Source organism: Pseudomonas sp. Pseusp49 (genome assembly GCF_059491875.1).
This window is the reverse complement of sequence record NZ_CP168514.1, coordinates 1,414,781-1,437,106: the sequence shown is the minus strand read 5'-3', so window position 1 is coordinate 1,437,106 and position 22,326 is coordinate 1,414,781. Positions and strand designations below refer to the sequence as shown.

The 22,326-nt window shown below is 58.1% G+C and carries 25 protein-coding genes and 1 tRNA gene; 13 read left to right on the top strand and 13 right to left on the bottom strand.

What is annotated here, in order from left to right:
* Positions 1–8 precede the first annotated feature (8 nt).
* The 3 genes from ACEN83_RS06320 (at position 9) to ACEN83_RS06310 (ending at position 2,151) form a co-directional block, all read left to right on the top strand.
* Complete coding sequence (locus tag ACEN83_RS06320) at positions 9–701, top strand: pseudouridine synthase (protein ID WP_495579794.1); 693 nt, start codon at positions 9–11, stop codon at positions 699–701.
* A 312-nt stretch (positions 702–1,013) separates the two neighbouring features.
* Positions 1,014–1,898 (top strand): alpha/beta fold hydrolase, encoded by an 885-nt coding sequence (locus tag ACEN83_RS06315; protein ID WP_007979844.1) that lies wholly within the window; start codon positions 1,014–1,016, stop codon positions 1,896–1,898.
* A 179-nt stretch (positions 1,899–2,077) separates the two neighbouring features.
* A tRNA-Gly gene (locus tag ACEN83_RS06310) sits at positions 2,078–2,151 on the top strand.
* Between the two features lie 162 nt (positions 2,152–2,313).
* Here ACEN83_RS06310 and ACEN83_RS06305 read toward each other — a convergent pair.
* Positions 2,314–3,960, bottom strand: coding sequence for a phosphoethanolamine transferase (locus ACEN83_RS06305; RefSeq protein ID WP_495579793.1), 1,647 nt, complete (start codon positions 3,958–3,960; stop codon positions 2,314–2,316).
* A gap of 345 nt (positions 3,961–4,305) precedes the next feature.
* Between ACEN83_RS06305 and ACEN83_RS06300 the strand changes: the two genes are divergently transcribed.
* The 4 genes from ACEN83_RS06300 (at position 4,306) to ACEN83_RS06285 (ending at position 6,553) form a co-directional block, all read left to right on the top strand.
* On the top strand, positions 4,306–4,485 hold the full coding sequence (locus ACEN83_RS06300; protein ID WP_077184214.1) for a type II toxin-antitoxin system HicA family toxin: 180 nt from the start codon (positions 4,306–4,308) through the stop codon (positions 4,483–4,485).
* A gap of 38 nt (positions 4,486–4,523) precedes the next feature.
* Positions 4,524–4,931, top strand: a complete 408-nt coding sequence (locus ACEN83_RS06295; RefSeq protein ID WP_495579792.1) for a type II toxin-antitoxin system HicB family antitoxin — start codon at positions 4,524–4,526, stop codon at positions 4,929–4,931.
* A 448-nt stretch (positions 4,932–5,379) separates the two neighbouring features.
* Positions 5,380–5,649, top strand: coding sequence for a short-chain dehydrogenase (locus ACEN83_RS06290; RefSeq protein ID WP_495579791.1), 270 nt, complete (start codon positions 5,380–5,382; stop codon positions 5,647–5,649).
* A gap of 175 nt (positions 5,650–5,824) precedes the next feature.
* Positions 5,825–6,553 (top strand): class I SAM-dependent methyltransferase, encoded by a 729-nt coding sequence (locus ACEN83_RS06285; RefSeq protein WP_495579790.1) that lies wholly within the window; start codon positions 5,825–5,827, stop codon positions 6,551–6,553.
* Between the two features lie 400 nt (positions 6,554–6,953).
* Here the strand turns inward: ACEN83_RS06285 and tam are convergent, their stop codons facing one another.
* Positions 6,954–7,724 carry a trans-aconitate 2-methyltransferase gene (gene tam / locus ACEN83_RS06280; protein WP_495579789.1) on the bottom strand — a complete coding sequence of 257 codons (771 nt, stop codon included), beginning with the start codon at positions 7,722–7,724 and terminating at the stop codon, positions 6,954–6,956.
* A 164-nt stretch (positions 7,725–7,888) separates the two neighbouring features.
* On the bottom strand, positions 7,889–8,974 hold the full coding sequence (locus ACEN83_RS06275) for a type I restriction endonuclease (RefSeq protein WP_495579788.1): 1,086 nt from the start codon (positions 8,972–8,974) through the stop codon (positions 7,889–7,891).
* Between the two features lie 212 nt (positions 8,975–9,186).
* Between ACEN83_RS06275 and ACEN83_RS06270 the strand changes: the two genes are divergently transcribed.
* Positions 9,187–9,597: a low affinity iron permease family protein gene (locus tag ACEN83_RS06270; protein ID WP_102699020.1), complete on the top strand. Its 411-nt coding sequence runs from the start codon at positions 9,187–9,189 to the stop codon at positions 9,595–9,597.
* 3 nt (positions 9,598–9,600) lie between these two features.
* Here the strand turns inward: ACEN83_RS06270 and ACEN83_RS06265 are convergent, their stop codons facing one another.
* From ACEN83_RS06265 to ACEN83_RS06250, 4 genes are all read right to left on the bottom strand, one after another.
* Complete coding sequence (locus ACEN83_RS06265) at positions 9,601–10,104, bottom strand: DUF4142 domain-containing protein (RefSeq protein WP_495579787.1); 504 nt, start codon at positions 10,102–10,104, stop codon at positions 9,601–9,603.
* A 73-nt stretch (positions 10,105–10,177) separates the two neighbouring features.
* Complete coding sequence (locus tag ACEN83_RS06260; RefSeq protein WP_007976786.1) at positions 10,178–10,336, bottom strand: KGG domain-containing protein; 159 nt, start codon at positions 10,334–10,336, stop codon at positions 10,178–10,180.
* Between the two features lie 118 nt (positions 10,337–10,454).
* Positions 10,455–11,801, bottom strand: coding sequence for a sensor domain-containing protein (locus ACEN83_RS06255; protein ID WP_495579786.1), 1,347 nt, complete (start codon positions 11,799–11,801; stop codon positions 10,455–10,457).
* A 79-nt stretch (positions 11,802–11,880) separates the two neighbouring features.
* Complete coding sequence (locus ACEN83_RS06250; RefSeq protein WP_007976782.1) at positions 11,881–12,519, bottom strand: LysE family translocator; 639 nt, start codon at positions 12,517–12,519, stop codon at positions 11,881–11,883.
* Positions 12,520–12,672: 153 nt separating this feature from the next.
* Between ACEN83_RS06250 and ACEN83_RS06245 the strand changes: the two genes are divergently transcribed.
* Positions 12,673–12,912, top strand: a complete 240-nt coding sequence (locus ACEN83_RS06245) for a CopG family ribbon-helix-helix protein (RefSeq protein WP_495579785.1) — start codon at positions 12,673–12,675, stop codon at positions 12,910–12,912.
* Entirely contained in the window at positions 12,902–13,186 is a 285-nt protein-coding gene (locus tag ACEN83_RS06240) for a type II toxin-antitoxin system RelE/ParE family toxin (protein WP_495579784.1), read from the top strand. The genes ACEN83_RS06245 and ACEN83_RS06240 overlap by 11 nt, the downstream gene beginning before the upstream one ends.
* 26 nt (positions 13,187–13,212) lie before the next feature.
* Here the strand turns inward: ACEN83_RS06240 and ACEN83_RS06235 are convergent, their stop codons facing one another.
* Positions 13,213–14,115 (bottom strand): LysR family transcriptional regulator, encoded by a 903-nt coding sequence (locus ACEN83_RS06235; protein WP_495579783.1) that lies wholly within the window; start codon positions 14,113–14,115, stop codon positions 13,213–13,215.
* A gap of 77 nt (positions 14,116–14,192) precedes the next feature.
* On the opposite strand from ACEN83_RS06235, the gene ACEN83_RS06230 reads away from it, so the two are divergent.
* Positions 14,193–14,681 (top strand): DMT family transporter, encoded by a 489-nt coding sequence (locus ACEN83_RS06230; RefSeq protein ID WP_495579782.1) that lies wholly within the window; start codon positions 14,193–14,195, stop codon positions 14,679–14,681.
* Positions 14,682–14,809: 128 nt separating this feature from the next.
* Here the strand turns inward: ACEN83_RS06230 and ACEN83_RS06225 are convergent, their stop codons facing one another.
* The 4 genes from ACEN83_RS06225 to ACEN83_RS06210 all read right to left on the bottom strand — a co-directional run bounded on the left by ACEN83_RS06225 (position 14,810) and on the right by ACEN83_RS06210 (position 19,580).
* On the bottom strand, positions 14,810–16,141 hold the full coding sequence (locus ACEN83_RS06225) for an MFS transporter (protein WP_495579781.1): 1,332 nt from the start codon (positions 16,139–16,141) through the stop codon (positions 14,810–14,812).
* Between the two features lie 186 nt (positions 16,142–16,327).
* Positions 16,328–17,254: a hydroxymethylglutaryl-CoA lyase gene (locus ACEN83_RS06220; RefSeq protein WP_495579780.1), complete on the bottom strand. Its 927-nt coding sequence runs from the start codon at positions 17,252–17,254 to the stop codon at positions 16,328–16,330.
* A complete protein-coding gene (locus ACEN83_RS06215) occupies positions 17,251–18,444 on the bottom strand; it encodes a CaiB/BaiF CoA transferase family protein (RefSeq protein WP_495579779.1) in 1,194 nt (397 codons plus the stop codon). Before ACEN83_RS06215 ends, ACEN83_RS06220 begins: the two co-directional genes overlap by 4 nt.
* Positions 18,445–18,671: 227 nt before the next feature.
* Positions 18,672–19,580, bottom strand: coding sequence for a LysR family transcriptional regulator (locus ACEN83_RS06210; RefSeq protein WP_495579778.1), 909 nt, complete (start codon positions 19,578–19,580; stop codon positions 18,672–18,674).
* Positions 19,581–19,711: 131 nt separating this feature from the next.
* Between ACEN83_RS06210 and ACEN83_RS06205 the strand changes: the two genes are divergently transcribed.
* Complete coding sequence (locus ACEN83_RS06205; RefSeq protein WP_495579777.1) at positions 19,712–20,731, top strand: DUF4917 family protein; 1,020 nt, start codon at positions 19,712–19,714, stop codon at positions 20,729–20,731.
* Between the two features lie 109 nt (positions 20,732–20,840).
* Here the strand turns inward: ACEN83_RS06205 and ACEN83_RS06200 are convergent, their stop codons facing one another.
* The gene (locus tag ACEN83_RS06200; protein WP_116580204.1) at positions 20,841–21,383 is read right to left on the bottom strand and encodes a helix-turn-helix domain-containing protein; all 543 of its coding nucleotides are present in this window, start codon (positions 21,381–21,383) and stop codon (positions 20,841–20,843) included.
* Between the two features lie 159 nt (positions 21,384–21,542).
* On the opposite strand from ACEN83_RS06200, the gene ACEN83_RS06195 reads away from it, so the two are divergent.
* Positions 21,543–22,325: an aldolase gene (locus ACEN83_RS06195; RefSeq protein ID WP_495579776.1), complete on the top strand. Its 783-nt coding sequence runs from the start codon at positions 21,543–21,545 to the stop codon at positions 22,323–22,325.
* Position 22,326: the final 1 nt, after the last annotated feature.

The window sequence follows — 22,326 nt, the reverse complement described above, 5'->3', positions numbered from 1 at the left end:
CCTAAGTCATGCGTGTCGACCGATTCCTCAGCAACCTGCCGTGCTTCAACCGTAAGCAGGTGCGCCTGTTGCTGGTGGAAAAACGCGTCAGGATCGACGGGAAAGTCGTCAGCGACCCGCACAGTGAAGTCCGCGAGTTCAGCCGGGTCGAAGTCGACAGCGACGTGCTGCAAGTCGGCAAACCCCTGCGCCATTTCATGCTGCACAAACCCGCCGGATGCGTCAGCGCCACCCGGGATCCACAGCACCCGACCGTACTTGATTTGATCCATGAGCCGGACAAGGACGAACTGCACATCGCCGGGCGCCTGGACTTCAACACCACCGGCCTGATGCTGATCACCAACGACGGCAGCTGGTCGCGGCGCCTGACCCAACCGCAGACCAAACTGCCCAAGGTCTATTACGTCGAAACCGAACAGGACATCGGCCCTGAATACGCGATCAAGTTCAACGAAGGGCTGTACTTCGCCTTCGAAGACCTCACCACGCAACCCGCCGGGCTGGAACTGCTCGGGCCGAAAAGCGCGCGCCTGAGCATCGTCGAAGGCCGTTATCACCAGGTCAAGCGCATGTTCGGCCACTTCAACAACAAGGTGATGCGCCTGCACCGCGAACGCATGGGCCCGTTGGCGCTCGACGATGCGTTGAAACCGGGCGAATACCGCCCACTGAGCGATGAAGAGATCGGATTGATCTAAGCAGGCGACCGCTGAGCAGAAGTTGTCGAACAATTTACCAATGGCACTTGCGCGATGACGTGACCCCTGCTTGAATCAGGACGTCGGCCGAAATGTGACCGATGAGTCACCTCATACTTCTAAGAAACTTTTTGCCGGTAGGAACCCAAGGGTTCCGGCCTCACCCGGCAGACTGCCCGCCAATAACAATACCCGTCGACCGGACTGCATTGGATCGACATGGGCCTCTCAAATTCCAGGCGTATGCCTACCTGTCACAAAGCTCGTGCAATCTCTATTGCGCGCATACCCGCTTGCCAGGAGTCTTATGACATGAGGCCAGAAATCGCTGTGTTGGATATACAGGGTCAGTATCGGGTTTACACGGAGTTCTATCGCGCAGACGCCGCAGAGAAGACCATTATCCTGGTCAACGGCTCGATGGCCACGACTGCGTCGTTTGCACAAACCGTGAAAAACCTCCATCCGCAGTTCAACGTCGTCTGCTACGACCAGCCCTATGCAGGCCGGTCAAAAGCCCACAACCTGCACGAGAAATTGCTGACCAAGGAAGTCGAAGGGCAGATCCTCCTGGAGCTGATCGACCACTTCGCCGCCGAACACGTGCTGTCGTTTTCCTGGGGTGGCGCCGCGACCCTGGTCGCCTTGGCCCAACGGCCACGGCGCATCGAAAAAGCCGTGATCAGTTCGTTCTCCCCGGAGATCAACGCGCACATGCTCGACTACCTCGAGCGCGGCGTCGATTACCTCGGCAGCCGGGATGGCGACCGGGTCGGCAACCTGGTGAACAGCACCATCGGCAAACACCTGCCGACCCTGTTCAAGCGCTTCAACTATCGGCACGTCAGCAGCCTGGCCGATCATGAATACGGGCAGATGCACTTCCACATCAGCGACCTTCTGCACAGCGATCGCCAATGCTTTTTCAAAGCGGCGGAAAAAATCAACGTGCCGGTACTGTTCATGAACGGCGAATGGGACGAGTACACCGCCGCCGATGGCGCGCGGTTGTTCGCCAACCACGTGCAACACGCCACCTTCACGACCCTTCAGGCCACCGGCCACTTTCTCGACATGGAACACAAAGCCGCCTGCCGAGACAGCCGCAACGCACTGATGGGGTTCCTGAAACCGGCCCAGCACGATAGCCGACCGCGTTACCACTACGTCCAGGACCACCATGCATTGGCACTCTGAAACAGAGTCATCGCGAGCAAGCCCCGCCCTGCTGAATCAAACGTATTCTGCAGGCGCGAGGCTTGCCCGCGATCGACCGTCATGCGGTCCATGCATCGTTTCACCTGCGCTAAAGCCATCTGGGGCAAAGAAAAACTTCAAATCTCCGCGCGTATCTGGTACAAAGTCAGCCGCTCTGAGCGGGTGTCGTATAATGGCATTACTCCAGCTTCCCAAGCTGATAACGAGGGTTCGATTCCCTTCACCCGCTCCACTATTTTCAAGGCTTTCAGCTGCGCCTGTACGCATCGTCAACGAGCTGAGGGCCACATTGGGGGACGTTCAGTCTCACCATCAAGCGGCATACCAAATCTTCCCCTCGCCATACCCGCCACGCCACTTCATGCTGCCCCCGTCGGAAAGCGATCTGGCCGGTTTAAAGTGCATCAAAATCAAACGATGGAACATACCCTGTGCCGAGCAGGTATGGACATTTCGACGTCACAAAATCATTGCTAAGCAAATCATCCGCACTCCTATATTCACTCGTGAGAACACCAGTGAAATTTAAAAGTGTATGCGACAAGGACGAAATGCTAACTCTTTGATTCTCCCTCTCCTTCAACTTTGAAAGCTTGAGCGCTTGCTGGCCTGAAATATTATCGGATGCCCAGACAAACGACGAAACCGGCAGATCATACTTATTGCCAATTCCATGACCCAACAACCCTCGGCTATCATCCATGATATTTTCGCCATGATCCGATGAATAAACCAATACCGATGGTTTTTTGCTCAACCTCAACTGTTCAATAATTGAGCTTAACAGCCAGTCCGTATACAAGATGGTATTATCATATTCTGCGATCATTTTATCTTTTGCGCTATTGGTTGACGGCTTGAATCTTTTGAAATCTTCTGGATACCGGCGCGAGTAATCGAAATGACTGCCCTTGATATGGATAAATATGGCTTGTTTTTGCGCATCGCCTTTGTTTAATATTTTTTGATATTCCGGCATCAATACTCCGTCATAGCTCCTTTCAAAATACTGCCAATTTTGTGCCTCTGCTGCTATTTGCGGAATGATTCCGCCGAAACTATCGACTTCCTGCACTGACAACCAATAGGTCATGTAACCGGCTGCGCGATATATACCCACCAAGGATTTTTTTGACGCAATCGCATTCCAATCCGATATGGGCTCAAGGCTGAGCATTGAGGGAACAGCGACCGCCGTATAGGGGGCGGTGGTACACATGCGATTGAACTTGTAAATCCCTGCCAGCTTGTCGAGATTTGGGGTGGTCTGCTTGTCATATCCGTAGAGAGACCAATTTTGCGGCCGCGATGACTCACCGATTACAAAAACAACAGTCTCTATATTTGACTCATTCGAAACACTGGTTATTTTCACCTCCGATTCCTGGCGCTGCTTGATAAAGTGCTCTGATTGCAAATACAGATGAGCCGTGAGGCCTATTTGCGACAAGTACCCGATGGGCGTGCTTTGATCTTTTGCAACGAGATCCAGTACCGCATGTTTCCCGAAAGAATTGACCTTGACCGTTTTATAAAAATACGCACCATACCCCAAAAGCAATGCGCTAATGGCCAAAACGAAAAAACCCTTGTTTTTATACAACTCACGCTTATACAAGCCTATGAGTCCTGCCCCATAGCAAGCGACGAATATTATCAAAACGATGGTAAGCGGCCGCCAATAAGTCGACAAAAAATCGCTGGCCTCCTTGTAGTTGTTCAAACCTATAAACACATAGGCCGCCGTGAATCTCGCATTGAAATTCAGAACAAGGAATAGATCGACGACCGCCAACAAATAGAACGGAAACAGAACGACGTGTGTTTTGAATTGATTGAACGACGCAAATCGAATCACCAAAAGCCACAACACTGAAATCGCAGCGGTATATATGGCCAACAAATCAAATTTCGAGTATCGATGGTTTGTGATCAGTCTAACTATCAGCGGTGACAACAAAAAAGCCCACAACACTAAATTCGGCCATTCCGCTTTAAAAACGCTTATTGGGTAATCGATGGCCTTTACCGATATTTTCATAGTTGAGCTGTTCTCGTCGGATACCCACCTGCTGCCCAGAGATTAGCTCAGTTGGCGTGTAGCGCCACGAGGCTCACCCTGCATTCGCAACAGCGCAGAGTCGACCTGCCAGGCCAAGCGCTCGTATAGTTTTAGTGGCCATCGGGACTCGCAGGCATTTACGGAAAAACCTCGAAATACACAAAATAGGTCATTGCAGGCTTGCCCAAGGCCTCTGCCGCAGAGCCCTTCTAGACTCGATTCCTGTCGCTTTGTTCGCCAAGCCGATGATGGCTTGGTGGTTATAGTGTTGATTACAGAATTTCAGTAGGTATAGTAACCACAAGCACACCACAGGGAGGTGATGTGAATAGCCGATTTTTGATAAGCCAACTCGTTGCGGACGGCTGGTATCTGGTGCGAATCAGAGGCAGCCATCATCACTTCAAGCATCCGACCAAGCCCGGGCTGGTGACGGTCCCTCACCCAAAGAAAGACCTGCTCAAGAAAACGGCCATCAGTATTTTGCAACAGGCGCTGCTCTAAGGAGCCCGACGCGCCAGCGTCCGCGGAGGACAATGAACATGCTGTACCCAATCGCTATTTCAATGGGCGACGAACAACACGCTTGGGGCGTGGAAGTCCCCGACATTCCGGGGTGCTTTTCCGCTGGGGAAGACCTGGATGACGCGATGGCCATGGCACGGGAAGCCATTGAAGGCCACTTCGAGATTCTGGCTGAGGATGGTTCGCCCATTCCCCCTGCCAACAAAGTGACCCTGCACGCAGCCAATCCAAAATACGCCGGGTGTGCATGGGCACTGGTGGACATCGACGTCACCAAATATCTGGGCAAGGCCCAGAAGCTGAACATCACGTTGCCGGGCTACCTGCTCAAACGGATTGATGAGTACGTACTGCATCACCCGGAAGAGAAAAGCCGTTCGGGTTTTCTCGCCTCGGCAGCGATCAAGGTGTTGCAGCAGAGCTGAAAACCTTGCTTTTGACATGAATAAACCGGTCCCAAGTGGCCGGTTTTTTGTGGGCGGGATTGGGCGAAGTACTCGCCAAAGTCAGAGTGAAAGTCCGATTTTAAAAGGCATGCAGGCGATCAACGCCAGAAAAAGCAACGTCCTACACGACACTGGGAATTGTCCGTACACTTGCGCATTGCTGTGCCTTTGTCATGAGACCTATAGTCCGACCGCGCCCAAATGGCGTATCGGGTTTGGCGACTCGATGCCGTGGTACAGGAGCCTCCGAGAGTTTCTCGGAGCGCTTTTGAACGCAGTTGGCTGCCTGTTTTTTGGTAGCTGCGCGTGGGAGACCTTCGGGTCTGCCGGTTTTACCATGGTCCGGTTCGCCAACCCGCGTACAGCTACCACCCTATTGTTTGGCGACGATTGAGTGGTGCATCCTCCTCCAACATGGTAATCACTCATGAATGAATACATGGCTTTAACCAGCAATGCCGACGACTTGCCCTCACTGTTCGTCAACACCACACAACCTCTGCACTCACTGCTTAGCACCGCCAGTTACCGCATCCGAGCGGTAACGCAGCTCCTCGAAAACCTCGCAATGCGCGGCGACCTGACCTCTGACACCCTGGTGCTGAGCGACTTCGCCTTGCTCTGCTGCGTGCCGTTGCGCGATGGTTGCGATGTGCTGGATGTGATCGCTCGACGCATGGATGCAGAGCCGGCGTAGGATTGCACCGGGCCGCATGCTGTTGTGGCGAGGGAGCTTGTCGGATCGCCGAACCGTCCCGTTGGGTCGTGAAGCGACCCCGAACAGGGACTGCTGCGCAGTCCAACGGGAGCAAGCTCCCTCGCCACAGATGCCTTCACTTATCATGTGAACACCTCAACAGAGCAACCCGAACATGACCCAAAACATCTACGACGACCCTCAGTTTTTCCAGGGCTACAGCCAGATGGCCCGCTCCATCGGCGGTCTCGATGCCGCGCCGGAATGGCCGGCGCTGAAGGCCATGCTGCCACCCATGCAGGGTCTGAAGGTGGTGGATCTCGGTTGCGGTTACGGCTGGTTTTGTCGTTGGGCCAGTGAGCAAGGCGCTGACAGCGTGCTCGGTCTGGATGTTTCGCAAAAGATGCTGGAGCAGGCGCGCAAAACCACCGTCGCATCAAACATCCGTTATGAGCGCGCCGACCTGGAAGCCCTCGATCTGCCGGTCGGCGGTTTCGACCTGGCCTACAGCTCCCTGGCGCTGCACTACATCAAGGACTTGCCGGGGTTGTTCGCCAATGTCCACGCGGCGCTCAAGCCCGGTTCGCAGTTCGTGTTTTCCATCGAGCACCCGATCTTCATGGCACCGCGCAACCCTGGCTGGATCATCGATGCCGAGGGCCGCAAGGGTTGGCCGGTGGACGGCTATCAGCGTGAAGGCGAGCGCGTCACCAATTGGCTGGCTGCCGGCGTGATCAAGCAGCATCGCACCATTGGCACCTTGCTCAACCTGCTGATTGCAGCGGGTTTCAGCATCCGTAATGTCAATGAATGGGGGCCGAGCGATGCCCAGGTGGCGGCGCAACCGGCGCTTGCCGAAGAGCGCGAGCGGCCGATGATGATGCTGGTCGGCGTCCAGCGCTGAGCCACGCGCGTATCTTTTGCGTATAGATCCCGGCAGGCAAATAAAGAAACCGTAGCGCGGCGTTGAGCCCGGAAACAGATCCCTTATTCTCCCGGCTCATCCATCGCCCAGAGATCGACATGCACAATTCAGAGTTGGGAATCATGATCATTTCATTGATCGGGTTGTTCGGCTTTGCCTCGTTTGCTTTTGAATACTTGAGCGCCCGACGCTCGAAAAAGAAGTAGGAGCAGCCGGTCGACGCTCGACTGCTGGCGATGGTCTTCAACGATAACGCGGGCGAACTGGATAAACGCGGCGCACTCGAGTCCATCGCCGGCAAGCCGGCTCCTACAGGTATTGCGCCATCCATGTTTCCCGGGAGGGACGGAAGATACTCATCAACTGTCCCTTTTTCGCATCAGCGGGTCGCGACGATGAACAGTCGCGGAAACGGCAACAGCACCGAACCATCGGCCAAGGCCGGATACGCCCGCTCGATAGCCACCTGATATTGCTTCAGATACTGCGCCCGTTCCGCCTCGTCCAGCGGTTCCAGAAACGGCCGCAAGCCACTGCCCTTGAACCACTCAACCACGCCAGACGCGCCGCCCGCGAGCGGATGATGGTAGGTGGTGCGCCACACATCGACGCGTGAGCAACAGGCCTTGAGTATCGAGTAATAACCACTGGCATCGGCCATCTCGGTCCGCTGCCCGGCGGCGCCCGCCAGTTTGCCGACCCATGGACCGTCAGCGGCGACTTCACGCATCAAGCGGTGCGAAGGTTCATTCAGGTTGTCGGGCATCTGGATCGCCAGGCTGCCACCCGGTGCCAATTTACTCACCAGTGAAGGAAACAGCGCCGCGTGATCGGGCAGCCACTGCAACACTGCGTTGGCGAAAATCACATCGAAGGGGCCTGCGTCGTTCCAGGTGTCGATGTCGGCGATGTCGAACTGCACCTGCGGCAAGCGCTTGCGTGCGGCCTCGATCATGTCGGTCGAACTGTCCAGGCCGCGGACCGTGGCGCTGGCAAAACGCTCGACCAGCAACTCGGTGGAGTTACCGGGGCCACACCCGATATCGATGGCCGAACGCACATCCCCGGCGGGGATGGCCGCCAGCAGGTCACGGGCGGGACGGGTGCGTTCATCTTCAAAAGCGACGTACTGTTTGGCGGACCAACTCATTGCGTTCTCCTGTCGGTGCGTTGTCCTGGCCGAGGCCAGCAACCGGATCGCTACGATACCTCGACTGACAAGCTCTGCTCCATTCCACTTTTGGTGGGAATCTTCGCTAAGCGTTTCAAAAAAAAACCGGCGTGATTAGCCGGTTTTTTTACTTGATACGGGCCTTAATCGTAATACCCGACAGTTTTCTTCAAATGATCCGAGTACTCGTAAATGTCATCGACGGAATTGATTGCATGCCGGGTTTCATTCTTCTCTTCGTCAAATATGCCGATGTATTTCTGCGATCGGTTGAAGTGCAGTCGGCAGATCGGTTTACGGTTGTTGTCGTCGAGCAGGATGCCAAAGTAACTCTGTGTGTCGCGCTGAACAATCCGCTTGGCATCAACAACCGACCGAACCACGGCACGGACGATGTGATAGCCCTCAAGCTCTTCCAATGTCGTCAGAACCTTGTCCTCTGATTCATCTCGAACATCTGTCTGTTCAGTTTCACCAGTAGCGACCGGTAAAGAGGCCAGCGCAGGCTGGATGGCACCACTCATAGCCGACTTTAGCCTGTCATTGATTTGGTCATTGAGAAACTGCACCACAGCCTTTCTCGTCAGCTCATGGAACTGCTCGCGGACCTTTTGAGTAATCACCCCGTCGTAAACCCGCGAAGCAAACACCTTCACAAAATCGTCGTCAGGCTTGCTGACCTGGGATGCAATCACCTTTTTGATCTGGCTGACGTACTTCAACTCACCTGCTGCGCTGATGATTGACTCCACATCGAATGCAGACTTGGTGAGTTTCACCAGTTCTGGGACGGAATACTCGTCGATATCCAGCAGGTCGAGTTCGAGAAACGGCTTCTCGTCCATTTTGTTGGGTGCGTCCAGGTCAGTGAAAAATTTATAGACCTGACCATTGGTGAGAATGGAGATTCGAGCGCTGGTGACATGAAAGTAGCGGAACAGCTGGGAGGCGTGATTGATGTGCAGTGGCTCTCGAATTTTTTTGCATTCAATGAGGATCTGAACCTCACCAGCCTTCATGATTGCGTAGTCAATTTTCTCGCCTTTTTTCGTTCCAACATCGCAGACGAATTCAGGTGTCACTTCCGTCGGATCGAAAACGTCGTAGCCCAGTACCGTGCTGATAAAAGGCATGACAAAAGCATTCTTGGTCGCTTCCTCCGTTTGAATGGCTGAGCTCTGCAAACGAACTTTGGCAGCGAGACTTGCTAACTTTTCGAAGAATTCCATGAGTAGCCTCTTTTTCGGTTTCGATCCGTATGAACACATGCTGGCAAATTGACTGCCATTGATACTAGACACAAACCTACACAAAGGAAGATTCCCACCGAGAAATCGGATCTCGCCCACTCCCCTGCTTCAATGGGTTGCAACTCCAGCCGAATTTTCATCCCACCGTCGCTGTCACAAATTCAGGCGTCCTCCCTATAAGGAACACGGTCATGAAGTTCGCAAAAATCGCGCAGAAACTCGCCCTCTGGGCCGGTAGCCCCAAGACGTTCCTGGGGGCGATCACTCTGATTTGTCTGTGGGGGCTGAGCGGGCCGATTTTTCATTTCAACGATACGTGGCAGCTGATCATCAATACCTCGACCACCATCATCACGTTCCTGATGGTGTTCCTGATCCAGAACACACAGAACCGTGACACGGACATTTTGCATTTGAAGGTCGATGAGTTGCTTCGGGTGACGAAAGAGGCGCAGAACGCGATGCTCGGGCTTGAAGCGCTGGACCTCAAGGAGCTGGAGAAGCTGAGGAAGCACTACCGCAGCCTTGGTGAAGGCCTGACCATTGACCTGGACGGCACCGTCGTCCAGGAAAAAGGTCAGCAAAACCTGAAGAATTGCTGATGATCAGCTTTTGGCTTGCAGGGCCTTGGCCATTTGCAGATGATTTTGCAATTTGGGCAGGGTTTCTTCGGCGAACGCCTTGATTTGCGGCACGTCGGTGGTCTGCGCTTCCTGCTGCAACCGTTCGATGGCTTGCTGTGTGGTCTTCACCTGGCTGGCCGTATAGGCCTCATCGAAAGTCGCCCCCTCCATGACTTGCGGCATCAGGGCTTTGGCCTTTTCGACAATTTCTTCGCGTGGCGCTACCGGTAAATCCAGTTGTCTGGCGATTTTCGCCAGGTGCTGGTTCGCCGTGGTGCGGTCGTTGATGACGACGATGGTGTAGTCCTTGACCTCTTTGGACTCGGACTTCTGGTGTGCCAGGCGACTGGCCTCGATGTCGGCCATGCCTTGGGCCGACGCATCGTCGATGAATTCGGCGGGGGACTGGGCAAAGACGTTGCTGGCAAACAGGCCCAGTAACGTGGCAAAACTGGCATTACATAATCGGGTGGCCATCCGTTTCATGGTCGCGCCCTCCTTTTTCAAATTCAAACGGGAGCTTGCGCCCCCGCTTCTCAATCAAAACCACCTGCATCCATTACTTGGATTTCTGTCCGGGTTTGCGGCCCATATCGGGTTTCGCAGGTTCTTTATCGACAGTCGTGGTGGTGGTTTTCCCACCCTTGCGACCGGCTTCAGAGGCCTTCGTTCGATCGTTGGCGAAGTTTCCCGAGTTCGAGTTTCTTGAATTAGGCATGATTCTCTTCCTCTTGGTGGTAGTCGCGGCGAGCTGGCGCCCGCATAGAATCTGAATTTGCGCGTGCCAAAAGGTTTAGAAAAATACGTGGACAGCACGACGAACGGTGTACGGCCTATCAGACCATTCGCAGGTGATGCTCACGTTTGGCGCAGTACATCGCCTCATCGGCATGCCGGAATAATTGCTTCTCTTCGGTGCCGTGATCGGGGTATCGGGCGACGCCGATGCTGGGATGGATGCTCAGGTTGTGCCCGTCCAGACGCAGGGGCCGGGCCAGGACCTGACGGATTTTTCCGACCACGATGTCGGTATCGTCTGCGGCATGAATGCTGTGCAGCAACACCACGAATTCATCGCCGCCTATGCGGGCCACGGTGTCGGTTTCCCGCACGCAGCCCTTGAGCCGGTTGGCCACCGCTTGCAGCAGCATGTCGCCGACCGCATGGCCATGGGTGTCATTGACTTGCTTGAAGCGGTCGAGGTCGACGTACAGCAGGGCCATGCGCCCGCCGTCCATGCGGGCCAATTGCAATGACGCCTTGAGGCGGTCGCGCAACAGCTCACGGTTGGGTAACTGGGTCAGTTGGTCGTACTGGGCCATGTGTTGCAGGCGAGCGTGCAGCTGTTTGCGCTCGATGGCCGTCGCGACCTGGGCGCAGACGTACTGCAGCAGTTCCTTGTCCTGCTCGGTGTAGCGCTCGCCGCCCGGAACGCTTTTGACGATCAACGCGCCGATGGTGCCGTTCTGCGAGTTCAGCGGCACACCCAGCCAACAGGGTGCGCTCTGCCCGGTCATCAGCGCTCCGAAGCCGGCAGGCGGCGTGCACGGGTCCGGGGTCAACAGGATCGGTTGCCCCGTGCGGATCACTTCGGTGCACACCTGCCCGGTCATGGTTCCGGGCAGTTCGGGTTGTGGCTCCTGGTCATCGACGTGATAAGGGAAATTCAACTGCGCACAGTGCTCGTCGTACAGCGCCACGGAAAAATTCAGCGCCGGCAGCCACTCGCCGATGATCATGTGGATGCGCCTGAACAACGCCAGCAGATCCTCCGCCGCGTGGGCCGCTTCGGATATCGCATACAACGCGGCCTGCCGGGATTCGGCCTGCTTGCGCTCAGTGATGTCGCGGGCCACGGCAATGCGTAACTGGTCGACCTCGGACCAACGTGCCGACCAGAGGATGTGCACCACACGGCCATCCTTGCGCAGGTAGCGGTTTTCGAAGTTGAGCTTGGGCTCGCCGCCCATGATTTCCCGGGCGGCATCGAGGGTACGCATGCGATCTGCGGGGTGCACCATGTCGATCATCAGCTGACCGATCATTTCATCGGCGCTGTAGCCGAAAATGCGCTCGCACGCCGCACTGACAAAGACGAAGCGGCCCTGCTTGTCCACCGCACAAACGGCGTCCAGCAACAGATCGATATAGCTCGCCAGTGGCGCGGAATTCCGGTTTTCCATGGTTCAGCGTGGGTGTCCGGATAATGCAGCGCTCATCAATCATCCCTGCCCGGTCGGCCTTGCTTCCCTGTCATCACTTTCAAGCCTTGTTCGGCATCAGCCCCGGCAACGCATGGACCAGCGCGTTGATGGCAAAGCCGATGAACATTACCCCGCACAACCGGGTGATCGCCAGTTCATGACGTTGATACAAGGTGCGCACCCGCCGTGCCCCAACGATGCCGATGAGAATAGCGTAGGCAAGCAATCCACCGACGAAGCTCAGGCCGATCAGTGCCGGCAGCATTGACCAGTTGAGCAGTTCCGCGCGGCTCGACAACAGCGCCGTGAATGTCGCCACCGCCACCGGATAAGCCTTGGGATTGGTCAGGCCGAACAGAATGCCATGCCAGAACGGCTGCCGCGCCGGGCCCTGTGGCGTATCACCATTGCTGCGTCGGGCACGCACCGCGCGCCAGCCGAGCCAGAACAGGTACAGGCCGCTGAGCACCCCCAGCACGTCGAACGCGGTGCTGCCGATCTCCCGCGCACCGACAATCGCGATCAACGCCGTGCTGCACCACACCACATCGCCGAGCAAATGCCCGCACAGAAACCCCGCCCCGGCCCGTCGCCCATGGGCCGCGCCAATGCCGAACACCGCCAGCACGCCCGGTCCCGGGGTGATGCCGTAGATAAATCCCGAGGCAAGCACGGCCATTAGTAGCGATGGGGTCATGGGAAGTCCTTGTGTACTGCTGGGTGAATGGTGGCCAGTCTATATCAGGTCATTACCTGTCGACTGAAACATCTCGACAGACGAACGGGCTGTGCCCGCCCCTCGGATGACGGTGTAGTATGTTGTATTACAAACCACTACATCGAGACCACCATGTCAGTTATGTCTCTGCGCATACCAGACGAAATCGCCGATACCCTCGCGAGTCTTGCTAAAGCGACGGGCCGCAGCAAATCATTTCTGGCCGTGGATGCACTGCGTGAATACCTGGCCCGTGAAGCGTGGCAAATCGAGGAAATTCAGAAAGCCTTGAAAGAAGCCGATGAAGGTGACTTCGCGACACAAGAAGAAGTGAACGCAATGGCTGACAAGTGGACGGTGAATGCGCGTTGAGTGGTTGCGTACGGCGTTAAAGAATCTGGATGACGAAGCCGCGTACATCGCCGTCGAAAATCCTGAAGCTGCAGCAGATTTCGTCCAGGCAATTCTCGCCAGTGTCGATCACCTTGCCCGATTTCCAGCGACGGGTCGTGAAGGACGCTTACCCGGCACCCGGGAATGGATCATGGCTGATCACCCCTATTTGATTCCCTACCGGGTTCGCCAAGGTCGGCTTCAGATACTACGAATTTTTCATACGCGTCGCCTGCCACCTTCCAATTGGTAAAGGCAATTTAGAAAAGCCTGTAGCGTTCAATCCCCTCCCCCAATCCTCTGACTCAACCAATTCAACGCCTGATCCCCGCCCCGCCGCTTGTGCCAGACCAGTACGAAGGTAAACGACGGAATCTGGAACGGCGGTGGCAAGACGACCAGTGAGGACAGATCGATATCGCGCAAGCCTCGCGATGCAACGGTGAGAATCAGGTCGGTGCCGCTGATGAGCTCCGGAGCGACGCTCCAGTGCGGCAGGCTGACAGCCACACGACGACGTTCGCGCATTGCGGTCAACGCGCGCTCGATTTCCGGGGTGCCGCTGCCGCGCATTTCCAGCAGCACATGGGGTCGAGCCAGGTAGGTGGGCAGGTCGAGCATACCGTCGGCGGGCAGGCTTTTGCGGTCCACCAGGCAGGCGTAGTGCTCTTCGAACAGCGGCGTGCTGCGCAATTCATTGGGCATTTCCGGGAACACACCCATGGCGATGTCAATATCACCGTTGAGCACGCCGTCGAGCATGCTTTCGCGGCTGCCATGGCTGATTTGCAGGTCAATGCCCGGCGCTTCGCGACGCAAGGTCCGGATCAGCCCCGGCAGGACAATGGCGGCGCCATAGTCGGACATCGCCAGGCGGAAGGTGCGCCTGGCGGTGGCCGGATCAAACGCGTTCGGCGCCAGCAGCGCTTGCACCTGGGCCAGGGCTTCGGTCAGCGGTGCCACCAGTTCCAGCGCTCGCGGCGTCGGTACAAGGCCGGCTCCGGCGCGCACCAGCAGCGGATCGCCGAGCAGGTCGCGCAATCGCGCCAGCGCATGACTGACCGCTGGCTGGCTCAAGTGCAATCGCTCGGCCGCCCGGGTCACGTGTTGCTCGGTGAGCAAGGCGTCGAGGATCACCAGCAGGTTGAGGTCGATGCGTCGAAGATCATTCATTTGCTGCATGTTCTGGATAACAAAACGGAATTTAAATCTGCGCGACGAATACTCTAGAGTCCAGCAAAACCTGTGGGAGAACGATCATGAGTACGTTGCATTGGGCCGGTCTGGTGGTGCTGGCAATGATTGCCGGGGCGGTGGTGCCGTTTCAGAGCGCGATCAACGTCAACCTCGGGCGCGGGCTGGGCCATCCGTTATGGGCGACGCTCGCCTCGTTGCTGGTCAGCGTTATCGTGCTGTTGCCGATCATCGTTGCGCTGCGCTTGCCGTTGCCAACACTGGCCTTTATCGGCAAGGCGCCGCTGTGGATGTGGGCGGGTGGCGCTTTTGGGGTGTGCTTCATTTCCCTGGCATTGGTGCTGCTGCCCAGGCTCGGTGCCGCGGGGTTCATGGCATTGGCGCTGGCGGGGCAAGTGGTGGCGTCGTTGTTGCTGGATCACTTCGGCTGGTTTGGCCTGGTGGAGCGGCAGGTCACCTTGCCCAAGGTGTTCGGGGTGGTGCTGTTGATGGGCGGGGTGGTGTTGATTCAGTTTTTTGATGCGCCGGCCAAAGGTTTGGCGACGGTGGGTTGAGAGGACAACCGACAGTCAAATGTCGGCTGTCAGTCAGTCTTCGCGGGCAAGCCCGCTCCCACAGGGGATATGCGGTCACTGTGGGAGCGGGCTTGCTCGCGAAAGCGGTTTATCTGGCAACGTAGATTTCAGGCCTTGTCGAGTGTGCGCAACTTCTGCGGCAACCCCCACAGCAACAGTGCCACCGCGATCAATGCGCAGACACCAATGACATACAGCGCCGGCGTGGTGCTGCCGGTCAGGTCCTTGATCCGGCCGACCATCACCGGGCTGACGATGCCGCCGAACTGACCGAGGGTGTTGATCACCGCAATCCCGCCCGCTGCACCCGCGCCGGCACCGGCCAGCAGTTTCGGCGGCAAGGTCCAGAAGCTCGGGATGGAGGCGATGATCCCGGCACCTAGCAGGCCCAGCGCGACGATCAGGAAGGTCGTGTGGCTGGCGAAGATCCCGGCACAGAAGAACCCGACCGCACCGACGCCCACCAGACCGGCAACATACTTGCGCCGCTCGCCGGAAGCATCGGACAGGCGTCCGATCACCACCATGCTGATGGCGCCGCAGATGTACGGGATGGCGGTCAGCAGGCCGATCATCACCGGACTTTCGGTACCGGCGCTGCGGATCAGTTGCGGTGCCCAGAAATTCAACCCGTAGGACGCCACCTGGATCAGGAAGTAGATGAGCCCCAGTGTCAGGAAACCCGGAATCCGCAGAGCGGCGAGCAACGAGCCACCGCTCTTGTGCGGCTCATGCTGGGCGATGCGGCTGGCCAGCAAGGTCTTCTCCGAAGGCGTCAGCCAATGGGCGTCTTCGATGCGGTCCTTGAGCAGGGTCAGCACCAGCAATCCGAGGCCGATGCACGGCACGCCGCCGAGCAGGAACAACCAGTGCCAACCGCGCATATCCAGAAAGCCGTCGAGGTGTTGCAGCACCAGGCCCGAGAACGGCGCGCCTACAAGGCCGGCGAACGCCGACGACAGGAACAGCATCGAGGTGATGCGTCCGCGATAGTGCTGCGGGAACCAAAGGGTCAGGTAATACAGTACGCCCGGGGCAAAACCCGCCTCCATCGCGCCGATCACGAAGCGCAGCACGTAGAACTGCCATTCGCTGTTGACGAACACCATGGCCGCCGTGGCCAGGCCCCAGGACATCATGATCCGGGCGATCCAGCGCCGGGCGCCGACCTTGTACAACATCATGTTGCTCGGCACTTCGAAAATCACATAACCGACCACGAATAATCCGGCACCCAGGCCGTACGCGGTGTCGCTCAGGCTCAGGTCGGCCTGCAGCTGAAACTTGGCGAAGCTGATGTTGATGCGATCGAAAAAAGCGAACAGGTAGCAGACCATGATCAGCGGCATCAGGCGCCAGGCAACTTTGCTGACCAGGGCTTTTTCGGTGTCGTGGCTAACGGACGGGCTCGCGCTCGCCTCCAGTGCATTCAGGCTCATTGCGGTTCTCCAGGCGGACTTCCCGTGGGTGTCCGATTGTTTTTGTTGTCTGGTTGAGTAGCTCAGCGAAAGTGCTTTTACTGTGGGAGCGAGCTTGCTCGCGATTGCGTCGGGTCAGCCAACATTGATGTTGACTGTGACTCAGTCATCGCGAGCAAGCCCGCTCCCACAGGGTTTTCAGTTGGGTCAGGAAGGTACGGGGTGCAGGTCACAATTGCGCCCGGCCTTGGCCAGTTGCCCCGGTACTTCGTGGCCGAGCAGCGCCGGCAGTCCTCGGGACAGTTTCAGCAGCAGCGGCAGATCGATGCCGGTGTGAATGCCGACTTCATCGCACAGGTTCACCAGGTCTTCTGTACAGATGTTGCCCGAGGCTCCCGGTGCAAACGGGCAGCCGCCAAGGCCACCCAATGCGGCGTCGAAACGTCGGGCACCGGCCTCGTAGGCGGCCAGCACATTGCACAGACCGAGGCCACGGGTGTTGTGGAAATGCAGGGTCAAATCCGCCGGGGACACCCGCTGCAGCACCCGGCGCACCAGTCGCTCGACCTGGCGCGGATTGGCCATGCCCGTGGTGTCGGCCAGGGTGATGCCCCGGATGCCGAGCTCCTGATAGGCCTCGACGATTTGCAGGACGCGGTCCTCATCGATCTTGCCCTCGAACGGGCAGCCGAAGGTGGTGGCGATACTGCCATTGAGACGCACCGGGCTTTCGCCAACGAACCGCACGATCTCGCCGAACGCTGCCAATGAATCCTCACAACGCATGCGCATGTTCGCCAGGTTGTGGGTCTGGCTGGCGGACATCACCAGGTTCAGCTCATCGGCACTGCACGCCAGCGCCCGTTGCGCGCCCTTGAGGTTGGGGATCAGGGCGACATAGATCACCCCCGGCTGCCGGGTAATGCCCTTGAACACCAGCTCGCCATCGCGCAGCGCAGGAATGGCCTTGGGCGACACGAACGAACCGGCTTCGATGCGGCTGAATCCGGCCAGCGACAGTTGATCGATCAGGGCAATCTTGTCGTGGGTTTCAACCCAGGTCGGCTCGATTTGCAGACCGTCGCGCGGGGACACTTCCTGCACGATCAGGCTGTCGGAATAATCGCTGATCATTGCACCACTCCTTCGACTTTCAGGCGTTCGATGTCCATCGCGGTGAGGCCCAATTGCGCGAGGATGCCGTCGGTGTGCTGGCCCAGCCCGGGGCCGGACCAGTTCACGCCGCCGGGTGTCTCGGAGAGTTTCGGCACGATGCCCGGCATTTTTACCGTGGCGCCACCGGGCAGCTCGGCATTGAGCAGCATATCCCGCGCCTGATAGTGCGGATCGGCGACGATGTCGACCACCGAGTAGATGCGTCCAGCCGGGACTTCGGCAGCTTCCAGCGCGGCCAGCACCTCGTCGATGGGCAGGCTGCTGGTCCAGTGGGTGATGGCGGCGTCAAGCTGGTTGCTTTTGGCGGCACGCCCGTCGTTGTGGGCGAATTCCGGCGCCTCGGCCAGATCGGCGCGGCCGATGGTGTGCATCAGGCGCTTGTAGATCGGATCGCTGTTGCCGGCAATCACCACGTAGGCGCCATCGGCGGTCAAATAGGTGTTGGACGGCGCGATCCCCGGCAAGGCACCGCCACTGCGTTCACGCACATGGCCGAGCATGTCGTATTCCGGCACCAGGCTTTCCATGACGTTGAATACGCTTTCGGCCAGGGACACATCGACGATCTGCCCGCCGCCCTGCCCGGTCTTGACCCGCAGCAATGACATCAGCGCACCAATCACCGCATGCAGCGAAGCCAGGGAATCGCCGAGGCTCACGCCGACCCGCGCCGGCGGCGAACCGGGGGTGCCGGTGGTGTAGCGAATCCCGCCCATGGCCTCGCCTATGGCACCGAAACCCGGACGATCGCGGTACGGGCCGGTCTGGCCGTAACCGGAAATCCGCACCAGGGTCAGGTTGGGGTTGAGGGCGTGCAACACGTCCCAGCCAAGGCCGAGTTTCTCCAGGGCGCCGGGGCGCAGGTTTTCGATCAGCACATCGGCGCTGGTTGCCAATTGCTTGACCAGTTCGATGCCTTCGGGGGATTTGAGGTTCAGCGCCAGGGACTTCTTGTTGCGCGATTGCAGGTACCACCACAGCGAGGTGCCTTCGTGCAGCTTGCGCCATTTGCGCAGGGGGTCGCCCTGGCCCATGGCTTCGATCTTGATCACCTCGGCGCCGAACTCGGCCAGCATGCGCGCGGCGAACGGCGCGGCGATCAGCGTGCCGATCTCGATCACCTTGATTGCACTCAGGGGGGCAGTCATCGCGGGGTACCTCTTGTTCTTGGAATATGAGCCAAGGCTAGAGGACTGATGCCTGATGAATCCAACCTTCAGTTGGCAACGGGCGTTAGCGAAATGCGAACGCCCCGGGGAGATTACTGTGACCTCAGGGCCGCCTTCGCGAGCAAGCCCGCTCCCACATTTGGAACGCATTCCAATGTGGGAGCGGGCTTGCTCGCGAAGAGGCCGGCCCAGTCAACAAAAAACTTTCAGACCGTCCCCCGCAAATGCTCAAACAACATCCGGCTCACCGGCGACAGCAGCGCCTCATCGCGCACCACCAGAATCAACGCCCGATCGGACCATTCGTCCGTCAACGGCACCGCGTGCAAACCCAGCGCCCGGCCAAACAATTCATAGGCCCGCTGCGGAAGGATGCCGATCCCCATGTTGGCCTGGACCATGCGGCACATGGCATCGAACCCCGGCACATGAATGCGCACCCGCAACATCTTGCCGGCTTCGCGGGCCGCTGCATGGGTACGCATGTTGATCGAACTGGCGGCATGCAACCCAACGTAATCGCTGCCCAGCGTATCGGCGAACGCCACGCTCGACCGGTTCGCCAAGGGATGGTGCGGCGGCATCAGCACCACCAGTTTGTCCTGGCGATACAGCACGCTGTGCAGGCCCTTGATGTCGCTGTCGATGGAACAGATGCCGAGGTCGGCCACCCCGTCGAGCACGCCCTGAATCACCCCGGCGCTGGGGCGTTCTTCGAGGTCGGTCTTGACCTGTGGGTGACGCTCGGAAAAATCCCGCAGGTCCTCGGGCAAAAACTGAATGATCGCGGACAGGTTGGCGAGCATCCGTACATAGCCACGCACCCCGTGGCTGTGCTCGCCCAGTTCGAGGCCCATTTTCTCGACGTTGAACAGCATCTGCCGGGCATGGTGCAGCAGGGTTTCACCCGCCGGTGTCAGGGACATGCCCTTGGCCTGGCGCACGAACAGGCTGATGCCCAGCGCCTCCTCCAGCTCCATCAAGCGCTTGCTCGCCGCCGAGACGGCAATTGCCTCGCGCGACGCGGCACGGGTCAGCGTGCCCTCTTCATGGACGGCGACGAACAGTTGCAGAGTGATCAGGTCGAGACGGCGGATCAGGCTTTTTTGCAGCATCGGGTACTCGGCGAATTCGGCTCGGGCGAAGTCGCAGCATAACGTTCTTCGCCCGCGTCGTGCCGTGGTCGGGCAGCCGGTCGTGATAAAGTCGCCGCCCAAAGACCTTTTGCCGTGAGACGAAGACCGCAATGACCGATTTCCAGGATGTCGATGCCCAACTTGAAGACTGGAACGCCTTGCGCAGCACCGCTTCGTTCAGTGCTTTGCTGGTGGGCAACGGTGCCAGTCGCGCGGTATGGGACGATTTCGGCTACGAGTCGCTGTTCGAAAATGCCCGCACCGTTGAAGAAAAACCCCTGAGCCCGTCCGAGCTGAGCGTGTTCGACGCGATGCAGACCCGCAGTTTCGAGCAGGTACTGAGCGCGTTGAAAACCACCAGCCGGGTCAACAAGGCCCTGGCCGTCAGCTCCGCCGCCCCGCGTAATCGCTATTACGCGATCAAGGAAGCGCTGATCAACACCGTACATGCGGTGCATATCCCGTGGCGATTGGTGGTGCCTTCGACGCTGGCGACGATCAATCAGGAACTGGCCCGCTACCGCACGGTGTTCACCACCAATTACGACCTCATCAACTACTGGGCGGTGCAACACCAGCCCGAGGCGATCACCGATCTGTTCCAGGGGGCCGAACCCGCTTTCGATCTGAGCGACACGGCCACCGACAAAACCCGTTTGCTGTACCTGCACGGCGGTCTGCACCTGGTGCGCAACCAGGACGGCACGGCGCGCAAGTTAATGTCGACCGAGGGCACGTTGCTGGGCAACTTCGCAATCAACAACACGATCAAGACCCTCGACGACGTGCCACTGTTCGTCAACGAAGGGCCGAGTACGGACAAGCTCAAGACCATCCGCAGTTCGGACTATCTGTCGTTCTGCTACGAGCAATTGCTCGGTCACGACCAGGCGCTGTGCATCTTCGGCCATGCGCTGGGGGAGCAGGACAGCCACATCATCCACGCCTTGCGCCTGGCGAAACCGCAGGTGCTGGCGATCTCGATTTACCCGCGCAGCAAGGCCTTCATCCAGCACCAGAAGCGGCATTACGCGAAGGTGTTTGAGGGGACGGGGGTTGAGTTGCGGTTTTTTGATTCCAAGAGCCATGCGTTGGGTGGCCCCAAGTTATCGGTTCCAGTCGAAGTTTAGTACTGACCGATCTGACGCTTTCGCGAGCAAGCCCGCTCCCACATGGGATCTGTGTCATTCACAAATCCCATGTGGGAGCGGGCTTGCTCGCGAAGCTTTTACAGTCAACTCATTCCTCGGTGCTATGCACCACCACCAGCAACTGCGCCTGTACCTCACCCACCGAACGAATCCGGTGCGGTTTTTGCGCATTGAAGTGCAGCGCATCGCCACGATCGAGCAGCACGCGCTCGTTCATGAAGTCCACTTCCACCCGCCCCTCGTGGACGAACAGAAACTCCTCGCCCAGATGCTCCTTGAAGGTCTTGTCGGTGAACTCCGCCGGCGGGTAAATGATGAACGGCAGCAGGCTGCGTTCACTGACCTGATGGGCCAGCACCGCGTAACCCGGATTGTTGCCACTGGCCCCCAAAGGTTGCCGTTCGTGGCTGCGCACCAGGCTGTAGCTGTCGAGGCTGGCGTTGTCCTCAGAGAACAATTCCTCGACCTTCACGTTCAGCGCCTTGGCCAGTTTCAACGCCGCCGCAATCGATGGCGTGTTCAACCCGCGCTCGACTTTCGACAGGTAACTCTTGGTCATGCCGGATTGTTCGGCCAGCGCTTCCAACGTCACGCCAAGTTTTTTTCTTAGTAATTTCAAACGGATAGACATGTGGAGCAATTAATCCATCAAGGAGGCGACGATTTGTCCTTGCTAATGACACAAAGTGTCATTTAGGCTCTTTAGTGTCATTTGCGCTCACCGACGACTTTGCGAGGAACCGGTGAGCGGCAAACCCGACGTCCATTGAATCACCCAAAGGACACCGATATGGCCAAGACATTAGCACTGCCCAAAGAGCAACTGGTCAAGCACGCGCTGAGCCAAATGCAAAATACCCTGGCGGATAATACGTGGACCGCCCGGCAAAAGCTGGCCCTGACCTGCCGCATTCTGTTCGAGCACGGTCACGATTCCGGTCTTGCCGGGCAAATCACCGCCCGTGGCCCGCAGCCCGGCACTTACTACACTCAACAACTGGGCCTGGGTTTCGACGAAATCACCGCGGGCAACCTGCTGCTGGTCAACGAAGACCTGGAGGTGCTCGAAGGCCACGGCATGCCCAACCCGGCCAATCGTTTTCACAGCTGGGTATACCGCGCCCGTCCGGATGTGAACTGCATCATCCACACCCATCCGACCCACGTTGCAGCCTTGTCGATGCTTGAGGTGCCGCTGCAGATTTCCCACATGGACCTCTGCCCGCTCTATGACGACTGCGCGTTTCTCGAAGGCTGGCCGGGTGTGCCGGTGGGCAACGAGGAAGGCGAGTTGATTGCCGGGGCACTGGGCGACAAACGGGCGATCCTGCTTTCGCACCACGGCCAATTGTCCACCGGCAACACCATCGAGGAAGCCTGTGTCATCGCGCAACTGATCGAACGTGCCGCGAAGCTACAACTGTTGGCGATGAGCGGGGGGACCATCAAGCCGATCATCCCCGCGCTGGGCCGCGAAGCCCATGACTGGATCGCCCGGCCGAAACGTCACGCCGCCGCTTTCAACTACTACGCCCGGCAGAGCCTGCGCCAACACGCCGATTGCCTGAACTGAC